Source organism: Rhizobium sp. PEPV16 (assembly GCF_008919455.1).
GTDB lineage: Bacteria > Pseudomonadota > Alphaproteobacteria > Rhizobiales > Rhizobiaceae > Rhizobium > Rhizobium leguminosarum_Q.
Genome location: NZ_VSZV01000320.1, coordinates 14803 through 37914, shown reverse-complemented (window position 1 = coordinate 37914; position 23112 = coordinate 14803). Strand labels below are relative to the sequence as shown.

22 protein-coding genes, 1 tRNA gene and 1 riboswitch are annotated in these 23112 nt (G+C 61.2%); of the genes, 10 read left to right on the top strand and 13 right to left on the bottom strand.

The window, feature by feature from the left end:
- Positions 1-680, top strand: a 680-nt coding sequence (locus FY112_RS37935) for a methyl-accepting chemotaxis protein (RefSeq protein WP_246700713.1), incomplete at its 5' end; no start/stop codon positions are given.
- Positions 681-902: 222 nt separating this feature from the next.
- On the opposite strand, the gene FY112_RS20470 is transcribed toward FY112_RS37935, so the two are convergent.
- Positions 903-1283, bottom strand: a complete 381-nt coding sequence (locus FY112_RS20470; protein WP_043294645.1) for a VOC family protein — start codon at positions 1281-1283, stop codon at positions 903-905.
- Between the two features lie 421 nt (positions 1284-1704).
- Between FY112_RS20470 and FY112_RS20460 the strand changes: the two genes are divergently transcribed.
- Entirely contained in the window at positions 1705-1983 is a 279-nt protein-coding gene (locus tag FY112_RS20460) for a hypothetical protein (protein WP_151519150.1), read from the top strand.
- Positions 1984-2141: 158 nt separating this feature from the next.
- Here FY112_RS20460 and FY112_RS20455 read toward each other — a convergent pair whose 3' ends face one another.
- Entirely contained in the window at positions 2142-3290 is a 1149-nt protein-coding gene (locus tag FY112_RS20455) for an AraC family transcriptional regulator (RefSeq protein ID WP_017958861.1), read from the bottom strand.
- A gap of 354 nt (positions 3291-3644) precedes the next feature.
- On the opposite strand from FY112_RS20455, the gene FY112_RS20450 reads away from it, so the two are divergent.
- The 5 genes from FY112_RS20450 to FY112_RS20430 are packed head-to-tail and all read left to right on the top strand — an operon-like array spanning position 3645 to position 9067.
- Complete coding sequence (locus tag FY112_RS20450; RefSeq protein ID WP_151519149.1) at positions 3645-4691, top strand: UDP-glucuronic acid decarboxylase family protein; 1047 nt, start codon at positions 3645-3647, stop codon at positions 4689-4691.
- Positions 4691-5677 carry a UDP-glucose 4-epimerase GalE gene (galE, locus tag FY112_RS20445; RefSeq protein ID WP_151519148.1) on the top strand — a complete coding sequence of 329 codons (987 nt, stop codon included), beginning with the start codon at positions 4691-4693 and terminating at the stop codon, positions 5675-5677. Before FY112_RS20450 ends, galE begins: the two co-directional genes overlap by 1 nt.
- Positions 5674-7581 (top strand): glycosyltransferase family 2 protein, encoded by a 1908-nt coding sequence (locus FY112_RS20440; RefSeq protein ID WP_151519147.1) that lies wholly within the window; start codon positions 5674-5676, stop codon positions 7579-7581. The genes galE and FY112_RS20440 overlap by 4 nt, the downstream gene beginning before the upstream one ends.
- 19 nt (positions 7582-7600) lie before the next feature.
- The gene (locus tag FY112_RS20435) at positions 7601-8539 is read left to right on the top strand and encodes a glycoside hydrolase family 26 protein (protein WP_151519153.1); all 939 of its coding nucleotides are present in this window, start codon (positions 7601-7603) and stop codon (positions 8537-8539) included.
- A gap of 18 nt (positions 8540-8557) precedes the next feature.
- Complete coding sequence (locus FY112_RS20430; RefSeq protein ID WP_151519146.1) at positions 8558-9067, top strand: DUF995 domain-containing protein; 510 nt, start codon at positions 8558-8560, stop codon at positions 9065-9067.
- A 130-nt stretch (positions 9068-9197) separates the two neighbouring features.
- Here FY112_RS20430 and FY112_RS20425 read toward each other — a convergent pair.
- Together FY112_RS20425 and FY112_RS20420 are read right to left on the bottom strand one after the other, a co-directional pair.
- Positions 9198-9271 (bottom strand) — tRNA-Gly (locus tag FY112_RS20425).
- A gap of 59 nt (positions 9272-9330) precedes the next feature.
- Positions 9331-10425, bottom strand: coding sequence for a 2'-deoxycytidine 5'-triphosphate deaminase (locus FY112_RS20420; protein WP_181018252.1), 1095 nt, complete (start codon positions 10423-10425; stop codon positions 9331-9333).
- A gap of 73 nt (positions 10426-10498) precedes the next feature.
- Positions 10499-10577: riboswitch (SAM riboswitch) on the top strand.
- A gap of 42 nt (positions 10578-10619) precedes the next feature.
- Between FY112_RS20420 and FY112_RS20415 the strand changes: the two genes are divergently transcribed.
- Positions 10620-11804, top strand: coding sequence for an O-succinylhomoserine sulfhydrylase (locus tag FY112_RS20415; protein WP_151519145.1), 1185 nt, complete (start codon positions 10620-10622; stop codon positions 11802-11804).
- A 282-nt stretch (positions 11805-12086) separates the two neighbouring features.
- On the top strand, positions 12087-12479 hold the full coding sequence (apaG, locus tag FY112_RS20410) for a Co2+/Mg2+ efflux protein ApaG (RefSeq protein WP_025393038.1): 393 nt from the start codon (positions 12087-12089) through the stop codon (positions 12477-12479).
- A gap of 135 nt (positions 12480-12614) precedes the next feature.
- Here the strand turns inward: apaG and FY112_RS20405 are convergent, their stop codons facing one another.
- From FY112_RS20405 to FY112_RS20390, 4 genes are all read right to left on the bottom strand, one after another.
- Entirely contained in the window at positions 12615-13202 is a 588-nt protein-coding gene (locus FY112_RS20405) for a hypothetical protein (RefSeq protein ID WP_072639760.1), read from the bottom strand.
- A 132-nt stretch (positions 13203-13334) separates the two neighbouring features.
- On the bottom strand, positions 13335-14327 hold the full coding sequence (locus FY112_RS20400) for an Hsp33 family molecular chaperone (protein ID WP_011650339.1): 993 nt from the start codon (positions 14325-14327) through the stop codon (positions 13335-13337).
- A gap of 90 nt (positions 14328-14417) precedes the next feature.
- Positions 14418-15332 (bottom strand): ornithine carbamoyltransferase, encoded by a 915-nt coding sequence (gene argF / locus FY112_RS20395; RefSeq protein WP_003545186.1) that lies wholly within the window; start codon positions 15330-15332, stop codon positions 14418-14420.
- A 42-nt stretch (positions 15333-15374) separates the two neighbouring features.
- The gene (locus FY112_RS20390) at positions 15375-16574 is read right to left on the bottom strand and encodes an aspartate aminotransferase family protein (RefSeq protein WP_131627979.1); all 1200 of its coding nucleotides are present in this window, start codon (positions 16572-16574) and stop codon (positions 15375-15377) included.
- Positions 16575-16994: 420 nt separating this feature from the next.
- Between FY112_RS20390 and FY112_RS20385 the strand changes: the two genes are divergently transcribed.
- Positions 16995-17528, top strand: coding sequence for a GcrA family cell cycle regulator (locus FY112_RS20385; protein WP_131627977.1), 534 nt, complete (start codon positions 16995-16997; stop codon positions 17526-17528).
- A gap of 244 nt (positions 17529-17772) precedes the next feature.
- Here the strand turns inward: FY112_RS20385 and phoB are convergent, their stop codons facing one another.
- From phoB to pstC, 5 genes are all read right to left on the bottom strand, one after another.
- A complete protein-coding gene (gene phoB / locus FY112_RS20380; RefSeq protein WP_003545181.1) occupies positions 17773-18456 on the bottom strand; it encodes a phosphate regulon transcriptional regulator PhoB in 684 nt (227 codons plus the stop codon).
- Positions 18457-18590: 134 nt separating this feature from the next.
- Positions 18591-19304, bottom strand: coding sequence for a phosphate signaling complex protein PhoU (phoU, locus tag FY112_RS20375; protein ID WP_003556199.1), 714 nt, complete (start codon positions 19302-19304; stop codon positions 18591-18593).
- Positions 19305-19348: 44 nt separating this feature from the next.
- A complete protein-coding gene (gene pstB, locus FY112_RS20370) occupies positions 19349-20164 on the bottom strand; it encodes a phosphate ABC transporter ATP-binding protein PstB (RefSeq protein WP_017958848.1) in 816 nt (271 codons plus the stop codon).
- A gap of 15 nt (positions 20165-20179) precedes the next feature.
- Entirely contained in the window at positions 20180-21502 is a 1323-nt protein-coding gene (pstA, locus tag FY112_RS20365; RefSeq protein ID WP_017958847.1) for a phosphate ABC transporter permease PstA, read from the bottom strand.
- Positions 21499-22980, bottom strand: a complete 1482-nt coding sequence (gene pstC, locus FY112_RS20360; protein ID WP_151519144.1) for a phosphate ABC transporter permease subunit PstC — start codon at positions 22978-22980, stop codon at positions 21499-21501. Before pstC ends, pstA begins: the two co-directional genes overlap by 4 nt.
- Positions 22981-23112: the final 132 nt, after the last annotated feature.

Genomic DNA, 23112 nt, shown 5'->3' with positions numbered 1-23112 from the left:
TCATCGGCGTCATCGACGACATCGCCTTCCAGACCAATCTTTTGGCCTTGAATGCAGGCGTTGAAGCCGCCCGCGCCGGCGATGCCGGCAAGGGCTTTGCCGTCGTCGCGCAAGAAGTGCGCGAACTCGCCCAGCGCTCGGCGAAGGCCGCCAAGGAGATCAAGGCGCTGATCAGCACTTCCGGCTCGCATGTGCAGACCGGCGTCTCGCTGGTCGGCGAAACCGGCAAGGCGCTCGACGCGATCGTCCAGGAGGTGCAGGAGATCAACCAGCACGTCCACGCAATCGCCGAAGCCTCCCGCGAACAGTCGATCGGCCTGCAGGAGATCAACACCGCCGTCAACACCATGGACCAGGGCACGCAGCAGAATGCGGCGATGGTCGAGGAATCCACCGCCGCCAGCCACAACCTGGCGACGGAAGCGGCAGCGCTCAACAACCTGCTCGGCCAATTCAGGCTGACCGGCACCGGCGGCTTCACCACGAGTGCGCCAATCGCCACGGCACCACGCGCTGCCGCCCGCCCGGCAGCCAGGGCAGCTCCGGTCCGCGTCGCCCGCGACGGCATTGCCCGCCCGGCCGCCTCGCCGGCCCGCGCTCTCGGCCAGAAGATCGCCAACGCCTTCGGCGCCGGCAGCAGCACATCGCCGAGCCAGGATCCCGACTGGACGGAATTCTGAGCCGACCTCGGCACGAGGCACGGCTGCCCGGTTCGCGCCGATGGCTGCCCCTCACCCTAACCCTCTCCCCGTTCTGACGGGGCGAGGGGACCTGCCCCGCGAGAGTTTTGTGGGGAACCGAGAGGGTGCGGCATATCCCCTTCGCCCCGCTTGCGGGGAGAAGGTGGCGGCAGCCGGATGAGGGGCGGACGGCGGCGGCCGGCCTTTGCTTTTGGGCATCGTCTAACCCGGCCGCCAGCCGATCTCGACGAGGATGTTTCCGGGCGCCGTGCAATAAAACAGCCAGCCGCCACGCATGGCGGCCGGCGGACCGGACAGATCAGCACCGGCAGCCACAAGCCCGCCATGGACCGCATCGACCTCCGCCCTTTCGGGCAGGATGAAGCCGACATGATAGGTCTGGCGGCCCATCTCCACCTGATCGGCGGTGCCGAATTTTGCGATTGCGTGGCTGAGGACGATTTCGAGGCCGGTATCGTCTTCGAGGATCGCGAGGCCGTTTTGACCGCGCATATCCTTAAGTCTCAGGCCAAAATGGCGGATGAAGAAATCCGCCGTGGCAGCAATATCGGGAACGTGGAAATCGAGATGGTTCAAGTGCATGACAGTCTCCGTTCGAAAAAATCCCGGGACTGCCTATTTGCCGTCTCCGCACGCCGCCGGGATCCCGCATGTTCATGCGGATCACGTCGCGGGTTCTCGTGCCATGGCACGGAGCAGAGCTTCGCCAGAGCGCTTGACGCTCCAACGGAAGGGATCGGGCTTACCTCAACCGATCCTGCCTTTTTCGACGATGCCGATCTAGCAGACGACGCCGATTTCGGCAATGGATGCGTCATCGCGGCTGGAGGATCCGGATTTTCACCCTAATATCAACAGGTGGATGTCGCGTCCCGCCGGCCACTCGATCACGGCGCCCCCGGCGACGCTTCCCGAAGGATTGAAGCGCGGCATGGGCATTCGTGTCGTGAACTCTATCCGGTGAGGCGTAGAGTGATATTATTCAGGCATTGGAGGGATGGACATGAAACCTGCAATCATCGGCCTCATCGGCACGCTCGTTCTCGCGGGATGCAGCACCGTCAGCTACGACGGACCGGGCCTCGAACCCATCCCCGGCAGCATCACCTATAGTGGCCAGCCGCGCACCAAACTCACCAAATCACCCCCCGGCTCCGCCTTCCCGCACGAATTCATCGACCAGTACGGCCGGCAGGTGGAGGAAACGTATATCATCCAGCCCGACCGCAGCCTGATTATCGCGCATCGGCAATATAAGCCGATCCGGTTCTTCGGGGATTAGCTTGGTCGGCGTGGTCTGCGGGATGGAGCGGGTGAAGGGAAATATTCCCTCAATTGCGAACGGAGGTCCATGGGTGTGGATCAAGTCCGCTGTGTCTTCGGCAAGCGCGTCGATCGCCGCTTAACGGACTTCGAGTCTGGATTTCAGCCCGAGCCGGATCAACCCGTCAGGGCCAGCCAATCACCGATCGTTTTTCCGGAACGCCGCGTGGAGTGGAGGGCCGGAGCCGGCCGCTGTTGGGTTGCCATCGTCCTTCGGATTTCACGCGGGCTCAGCCCGAATTCGTGGATGAAGGCGCGCGTAAAATTGGCGGCGACCTCGAAGCCGGCGGCTTCTGCGATTTCTGAAATCGGCCTGTGGTCGGCCGAATTGCTGAGATCCGCATAGGCCTGCAGCAATCGCCGCTTGCGAATATAATTGAGCACGCCTCCACTCGCCTCAAACAGCTGGTAAAGCCGAGTACGCGAAATCCCCAACGCGCGGCACATCACGTCCGGTGTCAAGTTTTCCGAATGGAGATTGACGTGAATGTAGCGGTGCGCCCGCTCCATCAGTCCCATGTTGGCCTGGTTTTGACCGGTATCAGTCCTTGTGGACGATGCGGCGCCCGCAACGACCATATCGCCGATGGTTTGGATGATCCGGGGCACTTCCTCTATCGTCAGATTCCCGAGGTTCGTTTCGAGGCCCGTGAGATAGCCCGTGAGCAACTCGGCGTGGCTGCCCGAAAGAACCGTGTTGCCGGCGCTCTGGAGAAGGCTCGCATCGCGAGCCAGCATCTCATACGGCAGGAACACGAGCAAAGCTTCGGTATCGGTCGTCCGTCCGCGATAGGGGCTGCCGAGAGACATGAAAAATATCTCGCCGGCAGCGGTCTCGGTGACACGACGGTTGACCTCGGTCCAGGCCTGGCCGCTGCGCTGCAGGCCCACGTTCCAATGGTCGATGGGGCTCGATCGAAGCATGGCCTGATCGCGGATATATCTGTGGGCATGCGCGCGCTGCTGGACGATGAGGATATCGCCGAGCTGCCAGCCGATCTGCTCCGCGAGGAACCCGTCTTCCGGTGATTTTCCCTCCGGCAGATGAACATCCACGAGCGGCGCCATATGTGCCCGCCAGGCCTGGAATTGTTCTGTCGGTGGCAGGTCCTGCGTCGAGAATCGCAGCGGCTCGAGTGCAGGGGAGGCATGGGGTGGGCGTTCCTTGCGCATGGCCGGTTCACGCGGCCAGCGCCGCCTCTCCACATGCGCCGGCCGTTCCTGTTCCGCGGCAGGATCATCGTCGGATTCAGACCCTGTAGCCATCCAATTCCTCCAGCGCATAACCCGACCCGAGCCATGGAAATTGAGAAAAGCAATTGTTTTTGCGGCTGAAATCTCCGCAGAACTCCGTCTGAAAAAGCGGAAGTGCCCGAAGAGTCTCCTCCATAAGTTGTTTATCATATTCCTTTTCGCTCTGAAATGTACGGAGCGATAATTTCCAGGACGTGGGGATAACGACAATTGTCTTTCTTAGCTGTATCTAAATAAGCATCGGTTCATTCCAAAAGAAAAACCGGACGAATAAAATATTCGCATGATCGAACGACTTGGTTTCGCGATATGTCGAAGTAAATATCGAATATCCCATAGCAAACTCTGAAAACACGGGAGGTAGTCGTGAACTATCTTGGCAGGATTCGTGCGCGCTCTGTAAAAGCTTCGGCTCGTGATGCAAATTGTCTATCCGGAATACACCACGCTCCCAAGAGAGTTCTTGTCACCGGCGGTGCAGGTTTCCTCGGATCCCATCTCTGCGAGACGCTTTTGGCCGCCGGACACCAGGTGATCTGCCTCGACAATTTTTCCACCGGCATGCGGCGCAATATCACCCATCTGAAGCGAGTCGATCGCTTCAATGTCATCGCCCACGATATCGTCCACCCGCTCGATCTGGAAGTCGACGAGATCTACAACCTCGCCTGCCCGGCATCGCCCCCGCATTATCAGGCCGATCCGATCCATACGACAAAGACCTGCGTGCTGGGCTCCCTCAACCTTCTGGAGCTGGCCGCGCGCACCGGCGCACGCATCCTTCAGGCATCCACCTCCGAAGTCTACGGCGACCCGAACGTCCATCCGCAGGTCGAAAGCTACTGGGGCAACGTCAATTCGTTCGGGCCGCGCTCCTGCTATGACGAGGGCAAGCGGTGCGCCGAGACGCTGTTCTTCGACTTCCACAACACGCACGGCGTCGAGATCAAGATCATCCGCATCTTCAACACCTACGGCCCGCGGATGCGTCCGGACGACGGCCGCGTCGTCTCGAATTTCATCGTTCAGGCTCTGACGGGGCAAGACATCACGATATATGGCGACGGTTCGCAGACCCGCTCGTTCTGTTTCGTCGATGATCTCATCGGCGGCATGGTCCGCATGATGGCCTCACCGTCGTCGCTGACAGGGCCTGTCAATCTCGGCAATCCGGGCGAATTCACGATCCGGGAGCTGGCCGAGCAGGTGATCGGATTGACCGGTTCCCGGTCGCAAATCATCCATCGCGCTTTGCCGGTTGACGATCCCCGTCAGCGTCGCCCCGATATTTCGCTTGCCATGCAGGAACTCGACTGGCGGCCGAAGATCGACTTGTCGAGCGGCCTGCGTCAGACGATCGACTATTTCGATGGCCTTCTCACCCGTCCGGCACGCGAACTGGAGGCGGTCTGATGGATGCGGCCCGGGTCCTGGTCACGGGCGGTGCCGGCTATATCGGTAGCCAGACCGCCAAGCTCCTCCGCTCGGAGGGGATCGAGCCTGTCGTCTACGACAATCTCACGACCGGCAACCGTTCGTCCGTGCGCTGGGGCCCTTTCGTCGAAGGTGACGTCCTCGACACGTCATGCCTGATCGAGGTCATCGAGAAATATGCTCCCGATGCCGTCATCCACTTTGCCGCCTCGGCCTATGTCGGCGAGTCCGTGGAAAACCCGGCGAAATATTACAATAACAATGTCTGCGGTGCACTGTCGCTTATCGATGCCTGCCGGCAGACGGGGCTTCAAAACGTCATCTTCTCATCGAGCTGCGCCGTCTACGGCGTCCCTTCCGTGCTGCCGATCGATGAGACGTTGCCGACGGTTCCGATCAATCCCTACGGCAAGACCAAGCTGATCTTCGAGCATATGCTCGCCGATTATGCGGCGGCCTACGGCCTGCGGTATGTTGCCCTGCGTTACTTCAATGCCTGTGGAGCCGATCCGGACGGCGAGCTTGGCGAATGGCACGTTCCGGAAACCCATCTCATTCCGCGGGCGCTGCTGGCCGCGGCCGGCCGGATTCCGCACCTGGAGATATTCGGCGATGATTACGATACCCCTGACGGGACCTGCATAAGGGACTATATTCACGTCGCAGATCTCGCGCGTGCCCATGTTCAGGCCTTCACCCATCTCGCCAAAGGCGGAGCAAACCTCGCTGTCAACCTCGGCACGGGGCGGGGTTATTCCATCAGGGACGTCCTGCGCGTGATCCAGGAAACGACCGGGCGCGAAGTCCCGGTCGTCATCCATCCACGCCGGCCGGGCGATCCGCCCAGCCTCTACGCCGACGCCAGCCTGGCCCGCGAGACGCTCTGCTTCCAGCCTCGATATTCCGACCTCGAAACCATCGTGCGGACGGCGGCTCCGTTCTTCGGACTGGAGGCGCGCGCGTGACCCAACTTGCGATTACCCAAGCGACGCATGCTCCGGAACCCTCCCACGAGCCGCTTCTTGTCCCGGTTCTGACCGGACATCGGCGGACCGAATATCTGTTCTCGGCGGCCGTATGGGCCTGCGCCTTCGCCTATTTCTGGATCTGGTGGCTGGAGCCGCGCCATCACGTCGATGCTTTCGGCACGATTACGGTGAGCCTCGTTCTTGCCTGGGTTACCGCTCTGCCGGCCTATTTCATCGTCGTCTTCTATCGGGCGGCAAGACCGAACGGTCCCTTGCGCCTGCCGGCGGGCAGTCGAGTGGCCATGGTCGTGACCAAGGCGCCGGCGGAACCCTTCTCGGTCGTCCGTGAAACCCTGCTGGCAATGCTTGCCCAGGAGGTGGAACACGACACCTGGCTTGCCGACGAAGACCCTTCCCCCGAGACTCTCGACTGGTGCTCCAAGCACGGGGTCTTCGTCTCGACCCGCAAGGGGCGATCCGATTATCATCGGACGTCGTGGCCCCGACGCACGCGGTGCAAGGAAGGCAACCTCACCTTCTTCTACGACCACTACGGCTACAGCCGCTACGATTTCGTGGCGCAACTCGATGCGGATCATGTGCCCGCGCCCGACTATCTCTTTCACATGCTGCGTCCGTTCGCCGATCCAAAGGTCGGCTATGTCTCGGCCCCCAGCATTTGCGACAAGAACGCTTCCGAAAGCTGGTCGGCACGTGGAAGGCTCTATGCCGAGGCCAGCATGCATGGCTCTCTCCAAGCCGGTTATAATGGCGGCCTGGCGCCGATGTGCATAGGGTCGCATTACGCGGTACGTACCGTCGCCCTCAAACAGATCGGCGGCCTCGGTCCGGAGTTGGCTGAAGACCATTCGACGACATTGATGATGAATGCCGGCGGCTGGCGGGGTGTGCATGCGCTGGATGCCATCGCCCATGGTGACGGCCCCAGAACCTTCAGCGATCTCGTGACGCAGGAATTCCAGTGGTCGCGCAGCCTGGTCATGGTGCTGTTGCGGTACTCGCCGAGCCTCGTCGGCCGGCTCCCGGCCCGGCTCAAGTTCCAGTTCCTCTTTTCGCAACTCTGGTATCCGCTTTTTGCGTTCTTTATGTTGCTGATGTTTGCGTTGCCGATCATCGCGCTCGTGCGCGGCCAGAATTTCGTGACGGTGACCTATCCCGATTTCCTGGCGCATTTCGCACCGCTTTCTATCGCTCTCGTGGTGATGGCTTATCGCTGGCGCGCCAGTAGCTCGTTCCGCCCCTACGACGCCAAGATCCTGAGCTGGGAATGCATGCTCTTTCTCTTCGCCCGCTGGCCCTGGGCGCTCGCCGGCACGCTGGCTGCGGTGCACGATTGTGTAACAGGCTCCTTCGTCGATTTCCGCGTCACGCCGAAAGGCCGGTCCGAAGTCGATCTGCTGCCGGTGCGTGTCCTGGCGCCCTACGCTGTGCTGGCGCTCATGGCGGTATTGCCTGCCCTGGCAATCGGCGATGCCGGCGCCTCCAAGGGTGGTTACTTCTTTACCATCCTGAACGCGGCAATCTACTGCGCGCTGCTGTTGGTCATCGTCGGGCGTCATTCGAAGGAAAATACTGTTGCGGCGGCCCCGCGTTTCTACCGTCCGGCGATGGCGACCGTGCTTCTTGCGCTTGTCGCGTTGCCGGGGGCTGCAACCGTCATGCGCGGAAAGGATGCGACCGAGGCACTCGCCTGGGGCAGCGGCCGCCTTCAGCTGTTCGAAGAGCGCTACGCCGCCTCCGGTGCAGGCCGGGGCGGGACCGCCCTGCGCACGATCTTCTTCAAACCACGATGGATTTCCGATCCGGAGGAAATCCAACTGAGAACGGATGCCGCTCACCCGGATGTGCGGCCGAGCGTGGAGGAAATACACAATGCATAGCCCATCCAAAATAGCCCTGTTGTCGTTAACCGGCCTGTTGCTGTCGGGAGTCGCGGTCCTGCCGACCGCTCTGGGCAGCGTTGCCGAAGGGCAGCCGCTAGCAATGACGACATCGTCCATTGCGCCGCCGACCAAAATGCCGGTCGTCACGAAGGAGTCGATCACGTTCGGCGCCTATGATCCGCACGGAGATTTAGGCGCTTCGCCCAATTCGAAGATCGAACACCTCTTCCTGCCCTGGGAAGATGTCGATCTGCGCACGCTCGCCCTCGCCGACGATTATGCGCAAGCGCGTGGCCGCACCCTGTTGATTTCGGTCGAGCCCTGGACCTGGTCGACCGGTTCGCGCCAAACCTCGCAGGAACTGCTGCACAGCATCCTGGACGGTTCGCGCGATGCGAACATGGCCGCCGTCTGCTCGACTGCTGCCAAGCTGAAAAGTCCGATCATCATTCGCTGGGGACAGGAAATGGACGAAACCGACGGCCAGTTCTCCTGGTCGCATTGGCAAGGCGACGATTATGCCAAGGCCTATCGCCGGATGGTGGAGGTCTGCAAGGTCCACCTGAAGACGGCCAGGTACATGTGGTCACCGAAGGGCAATGAGGGGCTTCAAGCCTTTTATCCCGGCAACGATGTCGTCGATCTCATCGGGCTCTCGGTCTTTGGCCTGGAGCAATACGACAGGGACAAGACTGGCCGTGACCAGACGTTTGCCGAGCACCTTGCGCCCGGATACGCCCGTGTCGCTGGTTACGGCAAGCCCATCATGGTTGCCGAACTCGGCTACGAAGGCGGCGATTCCTTCGTGCGAAATTGGGCTGAGAGTGTAACGAAACGCTATCCCCAGTTCCCGGCGCTCAGCGCCGTTATCTACTTCAACGACCGCGAAGTCTATCCGTGGCCGGACGGCTATGGCCGCCCCGACTGGCGGGTCGTCCGCGCAAGCATCAATTGAACAAGAAGGAACCTGAACATGTCCATGCTTCAAAAAATGTTCCTGGCCGTGGCCCTGACCAGCGGTATCGCCACGGTCGCGTCCGCTGCCGGAACCAATGAGCCTGCGGGGATCGAGACCGCAAAGCCGATGAGCAGCGCGGAAATCTATCGGCTCTACAACCAGAATTCCTGGATGTGGAAAGCCGGCGCCGGCTACTTCTCCGCAAAGGCGCGTCGCTTTACCGCCTGGTCGCGGGAAAATGGCTCGCCATCCTTCGGCACGGGCCGCTGGTTCATCACGGAGTCGGGGAAACTCTGCTTCAACGCCGACTGGCACGCCAAGACCGGAACGGCGACAGCAATCACCTGCTTCAGCCACCGCAAGAAGGGCGGCCTGATCTATCAGAAACGCGAACCGGACGGTGAATGGTACGTTTTCAAGAGCGCACCGGCACAAGCTACCGACGAATTCGCAAAGCTTCGCCGCGGCGACTACGTGAGTTCTCAATTGGGGGGAATTGAGATGAGCGTCAGTAAGACCAGATAAAGGCGAAGCTAGGGGTTGCGCGCGGGCGAGGCGCCATCTGTCTCCTTGTAGGAGCCGATGCCTGCGCGCAACCCTTTTCATAAAAGATCACGAAGCCCCTTCAAAAGGCGGCGAACGGCCTGAGGGCAGCTGGAGCGGGTGAAGGGAATCGAACCCTCGTATTCAGCTTGGGAAGCTGCTGCTCTACCATTGAGCTACACCCGCGATGAAGCGAGATTTCCAACAGATGGGGACCGCTGTCAAGTCGCGGCCGCCGGGAAGCCTCAGATGCGGAAATGCTTCGAGAGTTTGAGACCCTGGGCCTGGTAGTTGGAGCCGAGGCCGGAGCCGTAGAGGCTGGCGGGCTTTTCCTGCATGTGTTCGTAGACGAGGCGGCCGACGATCTGGCCGTCTTCAAGGATGAAGGGCACCTCGTGGCTGCGCACTTCGAGCACGGCGCGGCTGCCGCGCCCGCCGGCAGGCGCATGGCCGAAGCCCGGATCGAAGAAGCCGGCATAATGGACGCGGAATTCGCCGACCAGCGGATCGAAGGGGGTCATCTCGGCGGCATAATCCGGCGGCACGTGCACGGCCTCGCGCGAGACGAGGATATAGAACTCATCGGGATCGAGGATCAGCTCGTTGCGGCCGCGGCTGTGGAGCGGTTCCCAGAAATCGAAGAGGTCGTGCTCGGCCTTCTTGTCGACGTCGACGACGGCAGTGTGGTGTTTGCCGCGATAGCCGATCAGGCCGTCCTTGTCTCCGGCAAGGTCGATCGACAGCGCGATGCCGCCGCCGGAAACATTCGGCAGCTTGCTGGCGACCAGCGTCTCGCTCTCGTGCAGCTTCAAAAGTTCCGGCTCGCCGAGCAGCGCCTGGCCGACGCGGAAACGGATCTGCGACAGGCGCGAGCCGCGGCGCACGACGATCGGGAAGGTGCGCGGGCTGATTTCGAGATAGAGCGGTCCGGAATAGCCTGATGGAATCTTGTCGAATTCCTGGGCGTAATCGGTAATGACGCGGGTGAAAATATCGAGGCGCCCGGTCGAGCTCTTCGGGTTGGCCGAGGCCGACATGTCGACCGGCAGCGCTAAGCTCTCCATCAGCGGCACGATATAGACGCAGCCGGTTTCGAGCACCGCCCCCTCGGAGAGGTCGATCACGTGCAGGCTCAGCCGGTCGAGCTTGTCGGACACCAGATGCGAGGGGCCGGGCATGAAGCTGGCGCGCACGCGAAAGGCCTTGGCGCCCAAGCGCAGATCGAGGCTTGCCGGCTGGATCTGGTCGCGGTCCAGCTCCCGTTCGGAGATCAGACGCCCCGTTTCGAACAGCGCGGAGATCGCGCGATCCGCCAGAATTCCCGTTTCGCGAGCCATCATGCCTCATCCATCATTTGCCGCCGACAAAACCAAACTCGGGGAATTGACGCAAGCAGCTAACAGCAGTATTGCAGAATTATCCCGTGGTGATTTGGCCGGTCGGCTTGCAGCCACGTTAAACAAGTGGCTAAAAAGACCGGGTTGAAACCGGTCTGCTTTTGCGACCGGTTTTTTTGTTATGTGAAGGTGATGGCATGAGCAAGACCTGGCGCCCGGCAACCCAACTCGTTCACGGTGGCACGCTGCGTTCGCAATATGGCGAGACGTCCGAGGCAATCTATCTCACCCAAGGCTTCGTCTACGAGACGTCGGAGGCGGCCGAAGCCCGCTTCAAAGGCGAGACGGAGGGCTTCATCTACGCCCGCTACGGCAGCCCCACCAACGACATGTTCGAAAAGCGCATGTGTATGCTCGAAGGCGCTGAAGACGCCCGCGCCACCGCTTCCGGCATGGCCGCCGTCACCGCGGCGATCCTCTGCCAGCTGAAATCAGGCGACCATATCGTCGCGGCGCGTGCCCTGTTCGGCTCCTGCCGCTGGGTCGTCGAGACGCTGGCGCCGAAATACGGCATCGACTGCACGCTGATCGACGGCCGGGATCTGGCGAACTGGGAAAAGGCGATCACGCCGAAGACCAAGGTGTTCTTCCTGGAAAGCCCGACCAACCCCACGCTCGAAGTGATCGATATCGCAGGCGTCGCCAAGCTCGCCAACCAGATCGGCGCCAAGGTCGTCGTCGACAATGTTTTCGCCACACCGCTCTTCCAGAAGCCGTTGGAGCTCGGCGCCCATATCGTCGTCTATTCCGCCACCAAGCATATTGACGGACAGGGCCGCTGCCTCGGCGGCGTCGTGCTTTCGGACAAGGAATGGATCGACGAGAACCTGCACGACTATTTCCGCCATACCGGGCCGGCGATGTCGCCGTTCAACGCCTGGACTTTGCTGAAGGGCATTGAGACGCTGCCGCTGCGCGTGCGCCAGCAGACGGAGAATGCGGCAAAGATCGCCGATTTCCTGGCCGAGCAAGGCAAGATCGCCAAGGTGATCTATCCCGGCCGCAAGGACCATCCGCAGGCCGATATCATCGCCAAGCAGATGACCGGCGGCTCGACGCTGGTCGCCTTCGAGCTGAAGGGCGGCAAGGATGCGGCCTTCGCGCTGCAGAACGCGCTCGAGATCATCAAGATCTCCAACAATCTCGGCGACAGCAAGAGCCTGATCACCCATCCGGCAACGACGACGCACAAGAACCTGACCGAAGAGGCGCGCGCCGAACTCGGCATTTCTCCGGGCACGGTCCGCCTTTCGGCCGGCATCGAGGATACAGACGACCTGATCGAGGATTTCGCGCGGGCGCTTGCCAAGGTTTCGGCCTGATCGACAGCCAGAGCGGCCGGACCCCACCCGGGTTCGGCCGGATCTCACCAAGGTGAGGCCGTGCCGGACCTCACTGGGTGAGGCCGGATCTCACCAAGGTGAGACCGGGGGAACAAGTTCGCTCGCCGCGGCGTTCCGAAACCGAATTAACACTGACAATTAGGCTTAACGATCGAAAAGCCTTCGGATCACAGCCATTTCAGCGATGATAATTGTTCCGTTTCTTGACGGGCAGGGCCTCTTATAAGATACGGGTAACATATCTTGACTAAGGTGCAAGGCATGTATCGCGCCCTCACAAGAGAGATCGAAGTAGTCGTCGAGCCGTTCTATCTGGAGGAGCAATCCGATCCGGAAGACGATCGCTATGTCTGGGGTTACCGGATTGTCATCAGCAACAATTCCAACATAGCCGTTCGGCTGGTCAATCGTTACTGGAACATCACCGACCAGAACGGCCAGGTGGACGAGGTGACCGGCCCCGGCGTCGTCGGCGAGCAGCCGCGGCTCAGCCCCGGCGACACCTACGAATATTCCTCCGGCTGCCCGCTCGACACGCCCTCAGGGCTGATGTTCGGCCATTACCAGATGGAAACGGACGATGGCGAGATGTTCGATGTCGACATCCCCGCCTTCTCGCTGGATTCGCCTGGGCTGCTGCGCGTGCTCAATTGAGAGCGTAGGTTCGCGGTCGTTTCGTCAGTGCAAGCACGGCGCGTGGATCCGGCCGGCTGCAGCCATCCAGTCAGTACCAACATGGACGCCGTACCCTCGGTCGTAGATCCTCGGGCTTGCCCAGTCGTCAATCTACTAAAGGTCAAAAGGATCCGAGGCCTGGGTGCCTGGCTTTGCTTCGAACGGATCTTTTGATTGTGGCGGCGCCGGATGTTTTGCGACCGCATCGTTTACCGCCTTTTGGCAGGCGAGCAACTCATCCGCTGCACTGGCGGAATCTTTCAAACCGAGAGCCACAATCTGCTTTCCTCCAAAGCTGGCGCGGAAACTCAGTTTACCAGCGAACTCCTCAATCAAGTCGGGATCCTCGAAATCAATCCATAATGATTTGAGGCCATCGAGATCCAGACCTCTCGCATCAGCCGTCCGTTTAGACTGGTCGAACGAGAGTTCGATGGGATAATGCTTACCTTTCTCCAAGGATTTCCAGTTTGGGTTTCCGAGCAGAATGTAAAGAGGGTTGTCCTTTTTGCGGAAATTGAAGCCAAGACGAAAAATGGTGTCGTCATCAAAGGAAGTCAGAACAAAACAGCCATTGTCTAAAGTCGGGTCGACAGCCACGCTCCAGCCCCCGACCTCTTTCCATGGGACTGTCTGGTCATCAGCCAAGCTCACTGGTGGCATCGCAGCTATGAGCGCGAGTACAAAAAACAAAAGTCGCATCAACGCCCCATCCGCTTTCTTAGGCCAGAACCAATGAAACAGAATAGGTGCACAGTGACTACGCGAAGTCGAGTCACCGTGCTGCATCATCGCTAATCTTTTATTGTTCGCTGTGCGTGTCCTTAACCGCGCCTATTCCGCCGGCTGAAGCTCGGCCGGCTCGAAGCGGTAGGTGGTCGAGCAGAATTCGCAGGTCACGGCGATTTCGCCATCTTCCTGGCTGGCCTCGATCTCCTCGGCCGAAAAGCCCTTGAGCACGCCCTTGATCTTGTCCCGCGAGCAGCTGCAGCGGTCGAAAACCGCGCGCGGTTCGTAGACGCGCACGCCGCGCTCGTGGAACAGGCGGAACAGCAGCCGCTCGGTGCCGACCAGCGGATCGGTGAGTTCGTCGGCGTCGATGGTCTCGACCAGCGAACGCGCTTCGAGCCAGGCATCGTCCTCGCCGTGCGGGCGGCTGCCGGTGTCGCCGTCGCCGCCGTGGAGATCCGGCTGGCGCATGCGCTCCGGCGCTTCCGGAAGGAACTGGGCGACGAGGCCGCCTGCCCGCCAGCGATGGCGCGGCTTGCCGGCATCGTCACGGTCGAAGAGTTCGGCCGCGGCAAGACGGACGCGCGTCGGGATCTGCTCCGACTGGCGGAAATAGACGCCGGCAATATCTTCCAGCGTGGTGCCGTCGAGCGGAACGATGCCCTGGTAGGGCTGGCTGAACTTGCCCTGGTCGATGGTGAAGGCGAGAATGCCCTTGCCGAGCAATTGCTCCGGCTCGGTTTCGCCTGACTCGATCGCCTTGTTGAGCAGCGCCTGATCGAAACGGGCATAGGCGCGGACATTTTCCGGCGTCGAGAAATCGGCGACGAGAAGATCGACCGGGCCGTCGCCCTTGGTCTGCACCGTGAACTTGCCGTCGAACTTCAGCGAGGTGCCGAGCAGCACCGTCAGCACGACGACTTCGGCAAGCAGCCGGGCAACGGGTGCGGGATAGTGATGACGCTCGAGGATCGCGTCGAGCATCGGGCCGAGCTGAACGGCGCGGCCGCGCACATCCAGCCCTTCCACCTGGAAGGGGACGACATGGTCATCGCCGGCGAAATCAAACTGGCCCAGGGCGGCTGCAGCTTCTGCCATGGCTTTTAACTCCTAGTTTCAGAGCGATGGGCCAGCGTGCCCTTCGCTCACGCGGTCGCGAGTCTGTCTCTCGCGACGTCCGATTATGGTTCAGATCGCGCCCAGGCACCAAGCAAGAATCGACTTCTGCGCATGAAGACGGTTTTCCGCTTCATCGAAGACCACGGATTGCGGACCGTCGATCACTTCGTCTGTCACTTCCTCACCGCGATGAGCGGGCAGGCAATGCATGAACAATGCATCATTGCCGGCTTTCGCCATTAAGGCCGCGTTGACCTGATAAGGCTGGAAGACATTGTGACCCCGGGCCCGATGTTCCTGATTCATGGAGACCCAGGTATCGGTCACCACGCAATCGACGCCGGCGACCGCACGGTCGGCATCATGGCAGAGCATGATTTCGGCGCCCTCATTGCGGGCCCAGTTCAGATAGTGATCCTTGGGCTCCGAGCCAAGGGGGACGGCCATGTTCATGCGATAGCCGAAACGCGCGGCACCCTCGACCAGCGAATGCAGCACATTGTTGCCGTCGCCGGTCCAGGCGATGGTCTTGCCCTTGATCGGGCCCCGATGCTCTTCGAAGGTCATGATATCGGCCATGATCTGGCAGGGATGGGTGTCATCCGTCAGCGCATTGATGACAGGCACGGTCGCATGCTGGGCCAGCTCGACCAGCCGCGAATGCTCGGTAGTGCGGATCATGATCGCATCGACATAACGCGACAGCACCTTGGCGGTGTCGCCGATCGTCTCGGCGCGGCCGAGCTGCATCTCGGTGCCGGACAGGAACAGCGTTTCACCGCCGAGCTGGCGCATGCCGACATCGAAGGAGACGCGGGTGCGCGTCGACGGCTTCTCGAAGATCATCGCCAGCATCTTGCCGGCGAGCGGCTTGTCGCCCTGGCCTGCCTTGAAGGCCTGCTTGCGGGAAAGCGCATCGTTCATGATGGTTCTGAGATCGGCTGATGTGACTGCCGAAAGATCGAGGAAATGTTTAGGGCTCATATCGTCTTCTTACCTGTGCTGCGCCCGAAGGCGGCAATCTCTTCAAGCCGTCTTCTTGACCTTGGAGGCGCGAATGCTCTCGGCGGCGCGTTCGACGCGGGCAAGGCCCTCGCGGGCTTCCTCGGCGGTGACCACGAGCGGCGGAAGAAGGCGGATGACGTTGTCGCCGGCGGGCACGCCGAGCAGATGGGCGGCGCGGATCGCCTGCAGCAGTTCGGCTGAGGGAACGGCAGCCTTGATGCCGAGCAAAAGGCCCTCGCCGCGCACATCCTCGATCACATCGGGATAACGATCCTTCAGCGAGGCGAGGCCCTGGCGGAAGACAAGTGCTACGTCGCGCACATGCTGGAGGAAGCCATCAGCAAGGATGATGTCCAGCACGGCGCTGCCGACGGCCATGGCAAGCGGATTGCCGCCATAGGTCGAGCCATGCGTGCCGGCCTTCATGCCGGAGGCGGCCTCGGCCGTGGCAAGGCAGGCGCCGAGCGGGAAACCGCCGCCGATGCCCTTGGCGACAGCCATGATGTCGGGGGTGATGCCCGACCATTCATGAGCAAAGAGCTTGCCGGTGCGGCCGACGCCGGTCTGGACCTCGTCGAGGATCAAGAGCAAGCCGTTGTCGTCGCAGAGCTGGCGAAGCGCCTTCATGAACTCAGGCGTGGCAGGACGGACGCCGCCTTCGCCCTGCACCGGCTCGATGAGGATGGCGGCCGTCGCCTCGGTGATCGCGGCGCGGACCGCTTCGATATCGCCGAAAGCCACCTGATCGAAACCCGGCGCCTTGGGGCCGAAGCCTTCGAGATATTTCTCCTGGCCGCCGGCAGCGATCGTCGCCAGCGTCCGTCCGTGGAAGGCGCCTTCGAAGGTGATGATATGGAAACGCTCGGGATGGCCCTTGGAAAACTGATAGCGGCGCGCCGTCTTGATCGCGCATTCGAGCGCCTCGGCACCCGAATTGGTGAAGAACACCTTATCGGCGAAGGTGGCGTCGGTCAGGCGTTTTGCCAGACGCTCCTGTCCGGGGATCTCATAGATGTTCGACAGGTGCCAGACCTTGTCGGCCTGCTCCTTCAATGCGCCGACCACATGCGGATTGCTGTGGCCGACTGACGTGACGGCGACGCCGGCGCCGAAATCGAGATATCGCTCGCCACTTTCGGTGATCAGCCATACGCCCTCGCCTCGCTCGAACCGCAGCGGGGCACGAGAATAGGTGTCATAAAGCGGCGCGGCTTCAGCCATGGCGCGATCTCCATCAAAGTTGGTGGGCAATGACTCCGGCTAAGGAAACCAGGCCCGAAAAATTAAAAATGCCGCCTTGCGGCGGCGACTGGCACTATTTCCTTTTCGCGCTGCAATGTCAACAAAACGGCGCCCTTAGCGTATGCAGCACAGGTGTACAGCGGCATTTTCGGTCTTCAACAGGCATTATTGCAGAAATGCCACGCAGGGGCAGCAAGTTGGGGAAAACTACGAATTCGATTCATCCGGATTCATGCGACTCTTGTCACGGAGTCAGCCTCACACTAGGTTAAAGATCAATTACTAGACTGCATGCGGCGGAACTAGTCACCAAAATTGATCAAGCGTTTCTTGTTTCGGAGCTCCCGGGACAACGGTGAGGGATTCTGCCATCACCAACGCAAAAGGTGGAGACAGGGCATGAACTGGACAGACGAGCGGGTCGAGAAACTCAAGAAGCTTTGGGCCGAAGGACTGAGCGCCAGCCAGATCGCGGCACAACTTGGCGGGGTCAGCAGAAACGCGGTCATCGGCAAAGTGCACCGGCTGTGCCTTCCCGGCCGTGCCAAGGCCGGCGGCACCAACACCGCGGCGCGAACGCCGAAGCGCAACACATCGGCGCCGCGCGCACCGAACTACGCCTCCCGGATCACGACCCGCACCGTTACCCGCCAGCAGGGCGCGACGATGCTGAAGGAAGAGATCGAGATCGAAACGATCGAGGAAATGGAATACGTGCCGAGAGGCAACGTGGTGGTGCCGATTTCGCGCCGCCTCGGCCTGACGGAACTGACCGAACGCACCTGCAAATGGCCGGTCGGCGATCCGCTGAAGGACGACTTCCATTTCTGCGGCTGCGAATCCCCCGACAATTCGCCCTATTGCGCCTATCACCAGAAGCTCGCCTACCAGCCGGTCAATGAACGCCGCCGGGCGGCAGCGCGGGCAAGCTGAACGACAACCATCGTCAGAATGCAGAAAACGGGCCGAGTGGCCCGTTTTTTTATGCGTAGATGGGAGCTGAGGTTTCCCTCCGTCATGCTCGGCCTTGTGCCGAGCATCTGATCACCCCAATTGCTTGAGGGAAAAACCTTTATTTTCAAATGCTTAATTTGGCGTACGCAGATCCTCGGCACAAGGCCGAGGATGACGTCGCAGGTTTTGCAAGGGCTTTGTCAGCAGGCTCAGATGGAAGCCCTCAGGCTTCCATCGAATACCCGGCGCCGCGGACGGTGCGGATGACGTCTTGCATGTTGGAGAAATTCAGCGCCTTGCGCAGGCGGCCGACATGGACGTCGACGGTGCGCTCGTCGACATAGATATCGTGGCCCCAGACGCCATCCAACAGCTGCGAGCGGGAGAAGACCCGGCCCGGCGACGACATCAGGAATTCCAGCAGGCGGAATTCGGTGGGGCCGAGGCGGACTTCGCGGGTCTTGCGATGGACGCGATGGGTCTCACGGTCGAGTTCGATGTCACCGCATTTCAGCACCGTGGACAGCACCTCGGGGCGGGCGCGGCGCAGCATCGCCTTGACGCGGGCAACGAGCTCGGGGGTCGAAAAGGGCTTGACGACATAATCGTCGGCGCCCGTCGACAATCCGCGGACGCGCTCGCTCTCTTCGCCGCGCGCCGTCAGCATGATGATCGGCAGGCGCTCGGTTTCAGGCCGCATGCGCAGGCGCCGGCAGAGCTCGATGCCGGAGACACCCGGCAGCATCCAATCGAGGATGAGAAGATCGGGCGTGCGCTCCTGAAGCCTCATCTCGGCTTCGTCGCCACGAAGGATGGTATCGACCTCGAAGCCTTCCGCTTCGAGATTGTAGCGAAGAAGCACGCTGAGGGCTTCCTCGTCTTCAACAACTGCAACTCTCGGGATCATGCGTGTCGGTCTCCTCGCGCATCATCCTTAAATCAGGGGTGATTTAAGCAATTCATCCTGCGCAAATTCAGAAATTCGCTGCGACCTCTTTGCGCGCCCCGGACGGGCGCGCACGCAACTAACTATGCGGGCGGTTATTCCGTGACCGCGCCGACGGTGTTGGCGCTGTCATCCTTCGGACGATCGCCTTCCGGCTGTGCGCCTGTCGTCATGTAAAAGATCGTCTCGGCGATGTTGGTGGCATGGTCGCCGATGCGCTCAATATTCTTGGCGCAGAAGAGAAGATGCGTGCAGCTGGTGATGTTGCGCGGATCCTCCATCATATAGGTCAGGAGTTCGCGAAACAGCGAGGTGTACATCGCGTCGATCTCGTTGTCGCGTTCACGGATCGCATTCGCCTTGTCGGCTGAACGATTGGTGTAGACATCGAGCACTTCCTTGAGCTGGACGAGCGCCAGCTCGGACAGATGCTCGAGGCCGCGGGCGAGCTTACGGGGAACGCCGGTGCTTTGGACGGCGATGACGCGCTTGGCGGTGTTCTTGCCGAGGTCGCCGACGCGTTCGAGATCGGCGGCGATGCGGATCGAACCCATGATTTCACGCAGGTCCGAGGCCATCGGCTGACGGCGGGCGATGGTAACGATCGCCTTGTCGCCGATTTCGCGTTCGGCGTGATCGAGGATCACATCGTCCGAGATGACCTTCTGCGCCAGCGCGGTATCGCCGTTGACGAGGGCGCGGACGGCTTCGCTGACCATCTGCTCGGCCAGGCCGCCCATTTCGGAAATCCGCCTGGACAGGAACTTCAGATCATCATCATAGGCAGAAAAAATATGTGTCGATGCCATGGGGCTTTATCCTCGAATAACGGGAAGGCTTGGTGTCGCCAAAATCAACCGAAGCGACCCATGATGTAGTCCTGGGTGCGCGGATCGTCGGGATTGGTGAACATCTTGTCGGTGTCGTTCTCCTCGACGAGATTGCCGAGGTGGAACATGGCGGTGCGCTGCGAGACACGCGCGGCCTGCTGCATGGAGTGGGTGACGATGACGATCGTGTAGTTCTCGCGCAGCTCGTGGATCAGTTCCTCGACCTTGGCGGTGGCGATCGGATCGAGCGCCGAGCAGGGCTCGTCCATCAGGATGACTTCAGGGCTGACGGCGACGGCACGCGCAATGCAGAGGCGCTGCTGCTGACCGCCCGACAGGCCGGTGCCGGATTCATGCACGCGGTCCTTGACCTCGTTCCAGAGGCCGGCGCGCTGCAGGCTGGTCTCGACGATCTGGTCGAGGTCGGCCTTCGACTTGGCAAGGCCATGGATGCGCGGGCCGTAGGAGACGTTTTCATAGATCGTCTTCGGGAACGGGTTCGGCTTCTGGAAGACCATGCCGACGCGGGCGCGAAGTTCGACGACGTCAATATCGGGATCATAGACATCGTCGGTATCAAGCGTGATCTTGCCGGTGACGCGGCAGCCGTCGATCGTATCGTTCATGCGGTTGAGGCACCGCAGGAAGGTCGACTTGCCGCAGCCGGACGGGCCGATCAGAGCGGTTACGGTGTTTTCGCGGACGTTCAGGTTCACATCGAAAAGCGCGCGCTTCTCGCCGTAGTAAACCGAGACATCCTTTCCGATCATTTTATAAGGGACGTTGCTCATCTTCTGATCCAGCGCCTTTTCAACTGCAGCTTCCGTCAACATGTTCATGATGTGTAACTCCGTTTACCAGCGGCGCTCGAAGCGACGACGCAAGAGGATGGCGCCCATGTTCATGACGATCAGGAACAGGAGCAGGACGATGATGGCACCCGAAGTACGCTCAACGAAGGCACGTTCTGCCTCGTTGGCCCACATATAGACCTGTACGGGCAGAGCCGTCGAGGGATCGAGCGGTGTCGTCGGCGCATTGGCGACGAAGGCGACCATGCCGATCAGGAGCAGCGGCGCGGTTTCGCCGAGCGCGTGCGCCAGGCCGATGATCGTGCCGGTCAGGATGCCCGGCATGGCGAGCGGCAGCACATGGTGAAACACCATCTGCATCTTCGAAGCGCCAAGGCCGAGCGCTGCGGCGCGGATCGACGGCGGCACGGCGCGCAGTGCCGCACGCGTCGCGATGATGATCGTCGGCAGGGTCATCAGCGTCAGCACCAGGCCGCCGACCAGCGAGGCCGAGCGCGGCAGGCCGATGAAGTTGATGAAGACGGAAAGACCGAGCAGACCGTAGACAATCGAAGGCACCGCGGCGAGGTTGTTGATGTTGACCTCGATCAGGTCCGTCAGCTTGTTCTTCGGCGCGAACTCCTCGAGATAGATCGAGGCGGCGACGCCGATCGGCAGAGCGAGCACGAGCACGATCAGCATCAGGTAGAGCGAGCCGATCAGGGCGACGCCAAGGCCTGCGGCCTCCGGACGGCTGGAATTGCCGTTGACGAAAAGGCCGGTGTTGAACTGCTTGTGGAGCGCCCCGCTCGCCTTCAGCTCGTTCATCCAGCCGACCTGCTTGTCGTTGACCTTGCGGTTCTTCTCATCGACCGAGAGGTCGATCTGGGCCTTGTTGGCGCTGTCGACATTGGCGTCGGCGAGCACCGTGACATTGACCGTCTTGCCGATGATCGACGGATCGGCGATCACCATATCGCGCAGCTGGATCGGCGCGCTTTTCGACAGCATCGCGGATGCGTCGCGCACGTCGGGACGGCTCGAGGCATTGATGTTCAGCTGCTTGACGATCGCGTCACGCAGGAGAACCGGATAATTGGCGGCGATCAGCACCGAAGGGTCGGTCGCACGCTTATTGTCGGGGTCGATCGTCTTCTCGACGAATTCGATCGGCAGGGTGATCGCCGTCTGCTGGAAGGCGGTATAGCCTTTGCCGATTACCGTCCACAGCAGGATGAAGAGGAAGACGAGGCCGAAGGTAATGGCGGCGATGCCATAGGCCTGGAACCGGCGCTCGGCGGCATAGCGGCGCTTGATGCCGATATCGCGGCGCGCGGGCGCCTTGGAAACGGTGACGCCTGATGTGGGAGAAACAATATCCGTCATTCGTACTGCTCCCGGTATTTGCGCACGATGTAAAGCGCATAGATATTGAGGCAAAGCGTGATGCAGAACAGGGTGATGCCAAGGGCAAAGGCAACCAGCGTCTGCGGCGAGGTGAACTCAAGGTCGCCGGTCAGCTGGTTGACGATCTTGACCGTCACCGTCGTCATCGGCTCGAAGGGGTTGATCTGGATGCGGGCGGCCACACCGGCGGCCAGCACGACGATCATGGTTTCGCCGACGGCGCGCGAGGCAGTCATCAGCAATGCGCCGACGATGCCGGGAAGGGCTGCGGGCAAGACCACCTTCTTGATGGTTTCGGAGCGTGTGGCACCAAGACCGAGCGAACCGTCACGCAGTGACCGCGGCACGGCGGTAATAATATCGTCCGACAGCGAGGACACGTAAGGGATCAGCATGATGCCCATGACGATACCCGCCGTCAGAACGCTCTGCGCCTGAATGAAATTGCTGTAGTTGCCGGACAGAAGGCCGCTGACCTGGGCGGAGAAATCGCGCAGGAACGGGCCGACGGTCACAAGCGCGAAGAAACCGTAGACGATCGTCGGAATGCCGGCGAGCACTTCCAGCAGCGGCTTGGCGACCGAGCGCACCCTCATCGAGGCGTATTCGGCCATGTAGATGGCGGCAAAGAGGCCGACCGGCACGGCGACCAGCATGGCGACCAGGCCGATATAGATCGTGCCGAGCAGCAGCGGGATCAGGCCGAACTGACCGAAGGATGAGCTGCCGGCTCCGGCAAAGCGCGGATCCCAAACGGTGCCGAAGAAGAAGTCCATGGCGGGAACGGCCGCAAAGAAGCGGGCTGCTTCCGACAGCATGGAGAGCACGATGCCGATCGTCGTCAGAATGGCGATCGAGGAGGCGAGCAGCAGGCCCCAGAGTATGACGCGCTCGACCCGGTTGCGGGCGCGGAAGCGCGGAGCGATGGAGCGCAGCGCATAGAAGGCGCCGGCGCCGGCGAGCGCGAAGACGATCGCCGTCATGGCGATGCGGCTCGTCATGCTCATGGCGTTGAGCGTCCTGGCGGCGTCGATCATATAAGGCAGCGGCTGGCCGGCAAGCGGCACGCCCTTTTCGAGGAGCTTGGCCTGAAGCGCAGCCGGATCGTTGCCGACCGCCGCAGTTTCATCCGAGGTCAGCATCGTCAGGCCGCGGGCGACCGTCGCCACCGTCGAATAACCAAGATCCTGCTCGACCGAGACTTGAGCCCTGATGTCGTCAGGGAAAGCGCTGCGAACCGAAGACTGGATGATGCCGGGGCTGATGGAGAGCCAGAGGCCAAGGACGATGAGGGCGGGAAGAACTGCCCAGATCGCCGCATAGGCGCCGTAATAGGCCGGCCGTGAATGCAGTGAGGAGGATCTGCCTCCGGCAAGCGCCGTGGCACGGTTGCGCGCGACCAGATAGGCGGCGGTACCGATCACCACAAGGCACAAAAGTATGATGGATGTGCTCATTCGTTACGTCCCCAGGCCCATAGCCCCAAAAAGCCCGGCAGCTTCGTCAGCTGCCTTCAGCTTCCAATCATGGAGAAGGAATTCAACCCTGCAGCTCCGGCACCGCCGGCGCGCAGGGCATAAGCAATGCCG

Coding starts and splice junctions, on each gene's coding strand:
- FY112_RS20470 (WP_043294645.1), bottom strand. CDS start 1,283: ATGCACTTGAACCATCTCGATTTCCACGTTCCCGATATTGCTGCCACG.
- FY112_RS20385 (WP_131627977.1), top strand. CDS start 16,995: ATGAACTGGACAGACGAGCGGGTCGAGAAACTCAAGAAGCTTTGGGCC.
- galE (WP_151519148.1), top strand. CDS start 4,691: ATGGATGCGGCCCGGGTCCTGGTCACGGGCGGTGCCGGCTATATCGGT.
- argF (WP_003545186.1), bottom strand. CDS start 15,332: ATGAGCCCTAAACATTTCCTCGATCTTTCGGCAGTCACATCAGCCGAT.
- FY112_RS20405 (WP_072639760.1), bottom strand. CDS start 13,202: ATGCGACTTTTGTTTTTTGTACTCGCGCTCATAGCTGCGATGCCACCA.
- FY112_RS20455 (WP_017958861.1), bottom strand. CDS start 3,290: ATGGCTACAGGGTCTGAATCCGACGATGATCCTGCCGCGGAACAGGAA.
- FY112_RS20390 (WP_131627979.1), bottom strand. CDS start 16,574: ATGGCTGAAGCCGCGCCGCTTTATGACACCTATTCTCGTGCCCCGCTG.
- FY112_RS20400 (WP_011650339.1), bottom strand. CDS start 14,327: ATGGCAGAAGCTGCAGCCGCCCTGGGCCAGTTTGATTTCGCCGGCGAT.
- pstA (WP_017958847.1), bottom strand. CDS start 21,502: ATGACGGATATTGTTTCTCCCACATCAGGCGTCACCGTTTCCAAGGCG.
- pstC (WP_151519144.1), bottom strand. CDS start 22,980: ATGAGCACATCCATCATACTTTTGTGCCTTGTGGTGATCGGTACCGCC.
- pstB (WP_017958848.1), bottom strand. CDS start 20,164: ATGAACATGTTGACGGAAGCTGCAGTTGAAAAGGCGCTGGATCAGAAG.
- phoB (WP_003545181.1), bottom strand. CDS start 18,456: ATGATCCCGAGAGTTGCAGTTGTTGAAGACGAGGAAGCCCTCAGCGTG.
- FY112_RS20420 (WP_181018252.1), bottom strand. CDS start 10,425: ATGATGGCTCGCGAAACGGGAATTCTGGCGGATCGCGCGATCTCCGCG.
- apaG (WP_025393038.1), top strand. CDS start 12,087: ATGTATCGCGCCCTCACAAGAGAGATCGAAGTAGTCGTCGAGCCGTTC.
- FY112_RS20460 (WP_151519150.1), top strand. CDS start 1,705: ATGAAACCTGCAATCATCGGCCTCATCGGCACGCTCGTTCTCGCGGGA.
- phoU (WP_003556199.1), bottom strand. CDS start 19,304: ATGGCATCGACACATATTTTTTCTGCCTATGATGATGATCTGAAGTTC.
- FY112_RS20415 (WP_151519145.1), top strand. CDS start 10,620: ATGAGCAAGACCTGGCGCCCGGCAACCCAACTCGTTCACGGTGGCACG.
- FY112_RS20430 (WP_151519146.1), top strand. CDS start 8,558: ATGTCCATGCTTCAAAAAATGTTCCTGGCCGTGGCCCTGACCAGCGGT.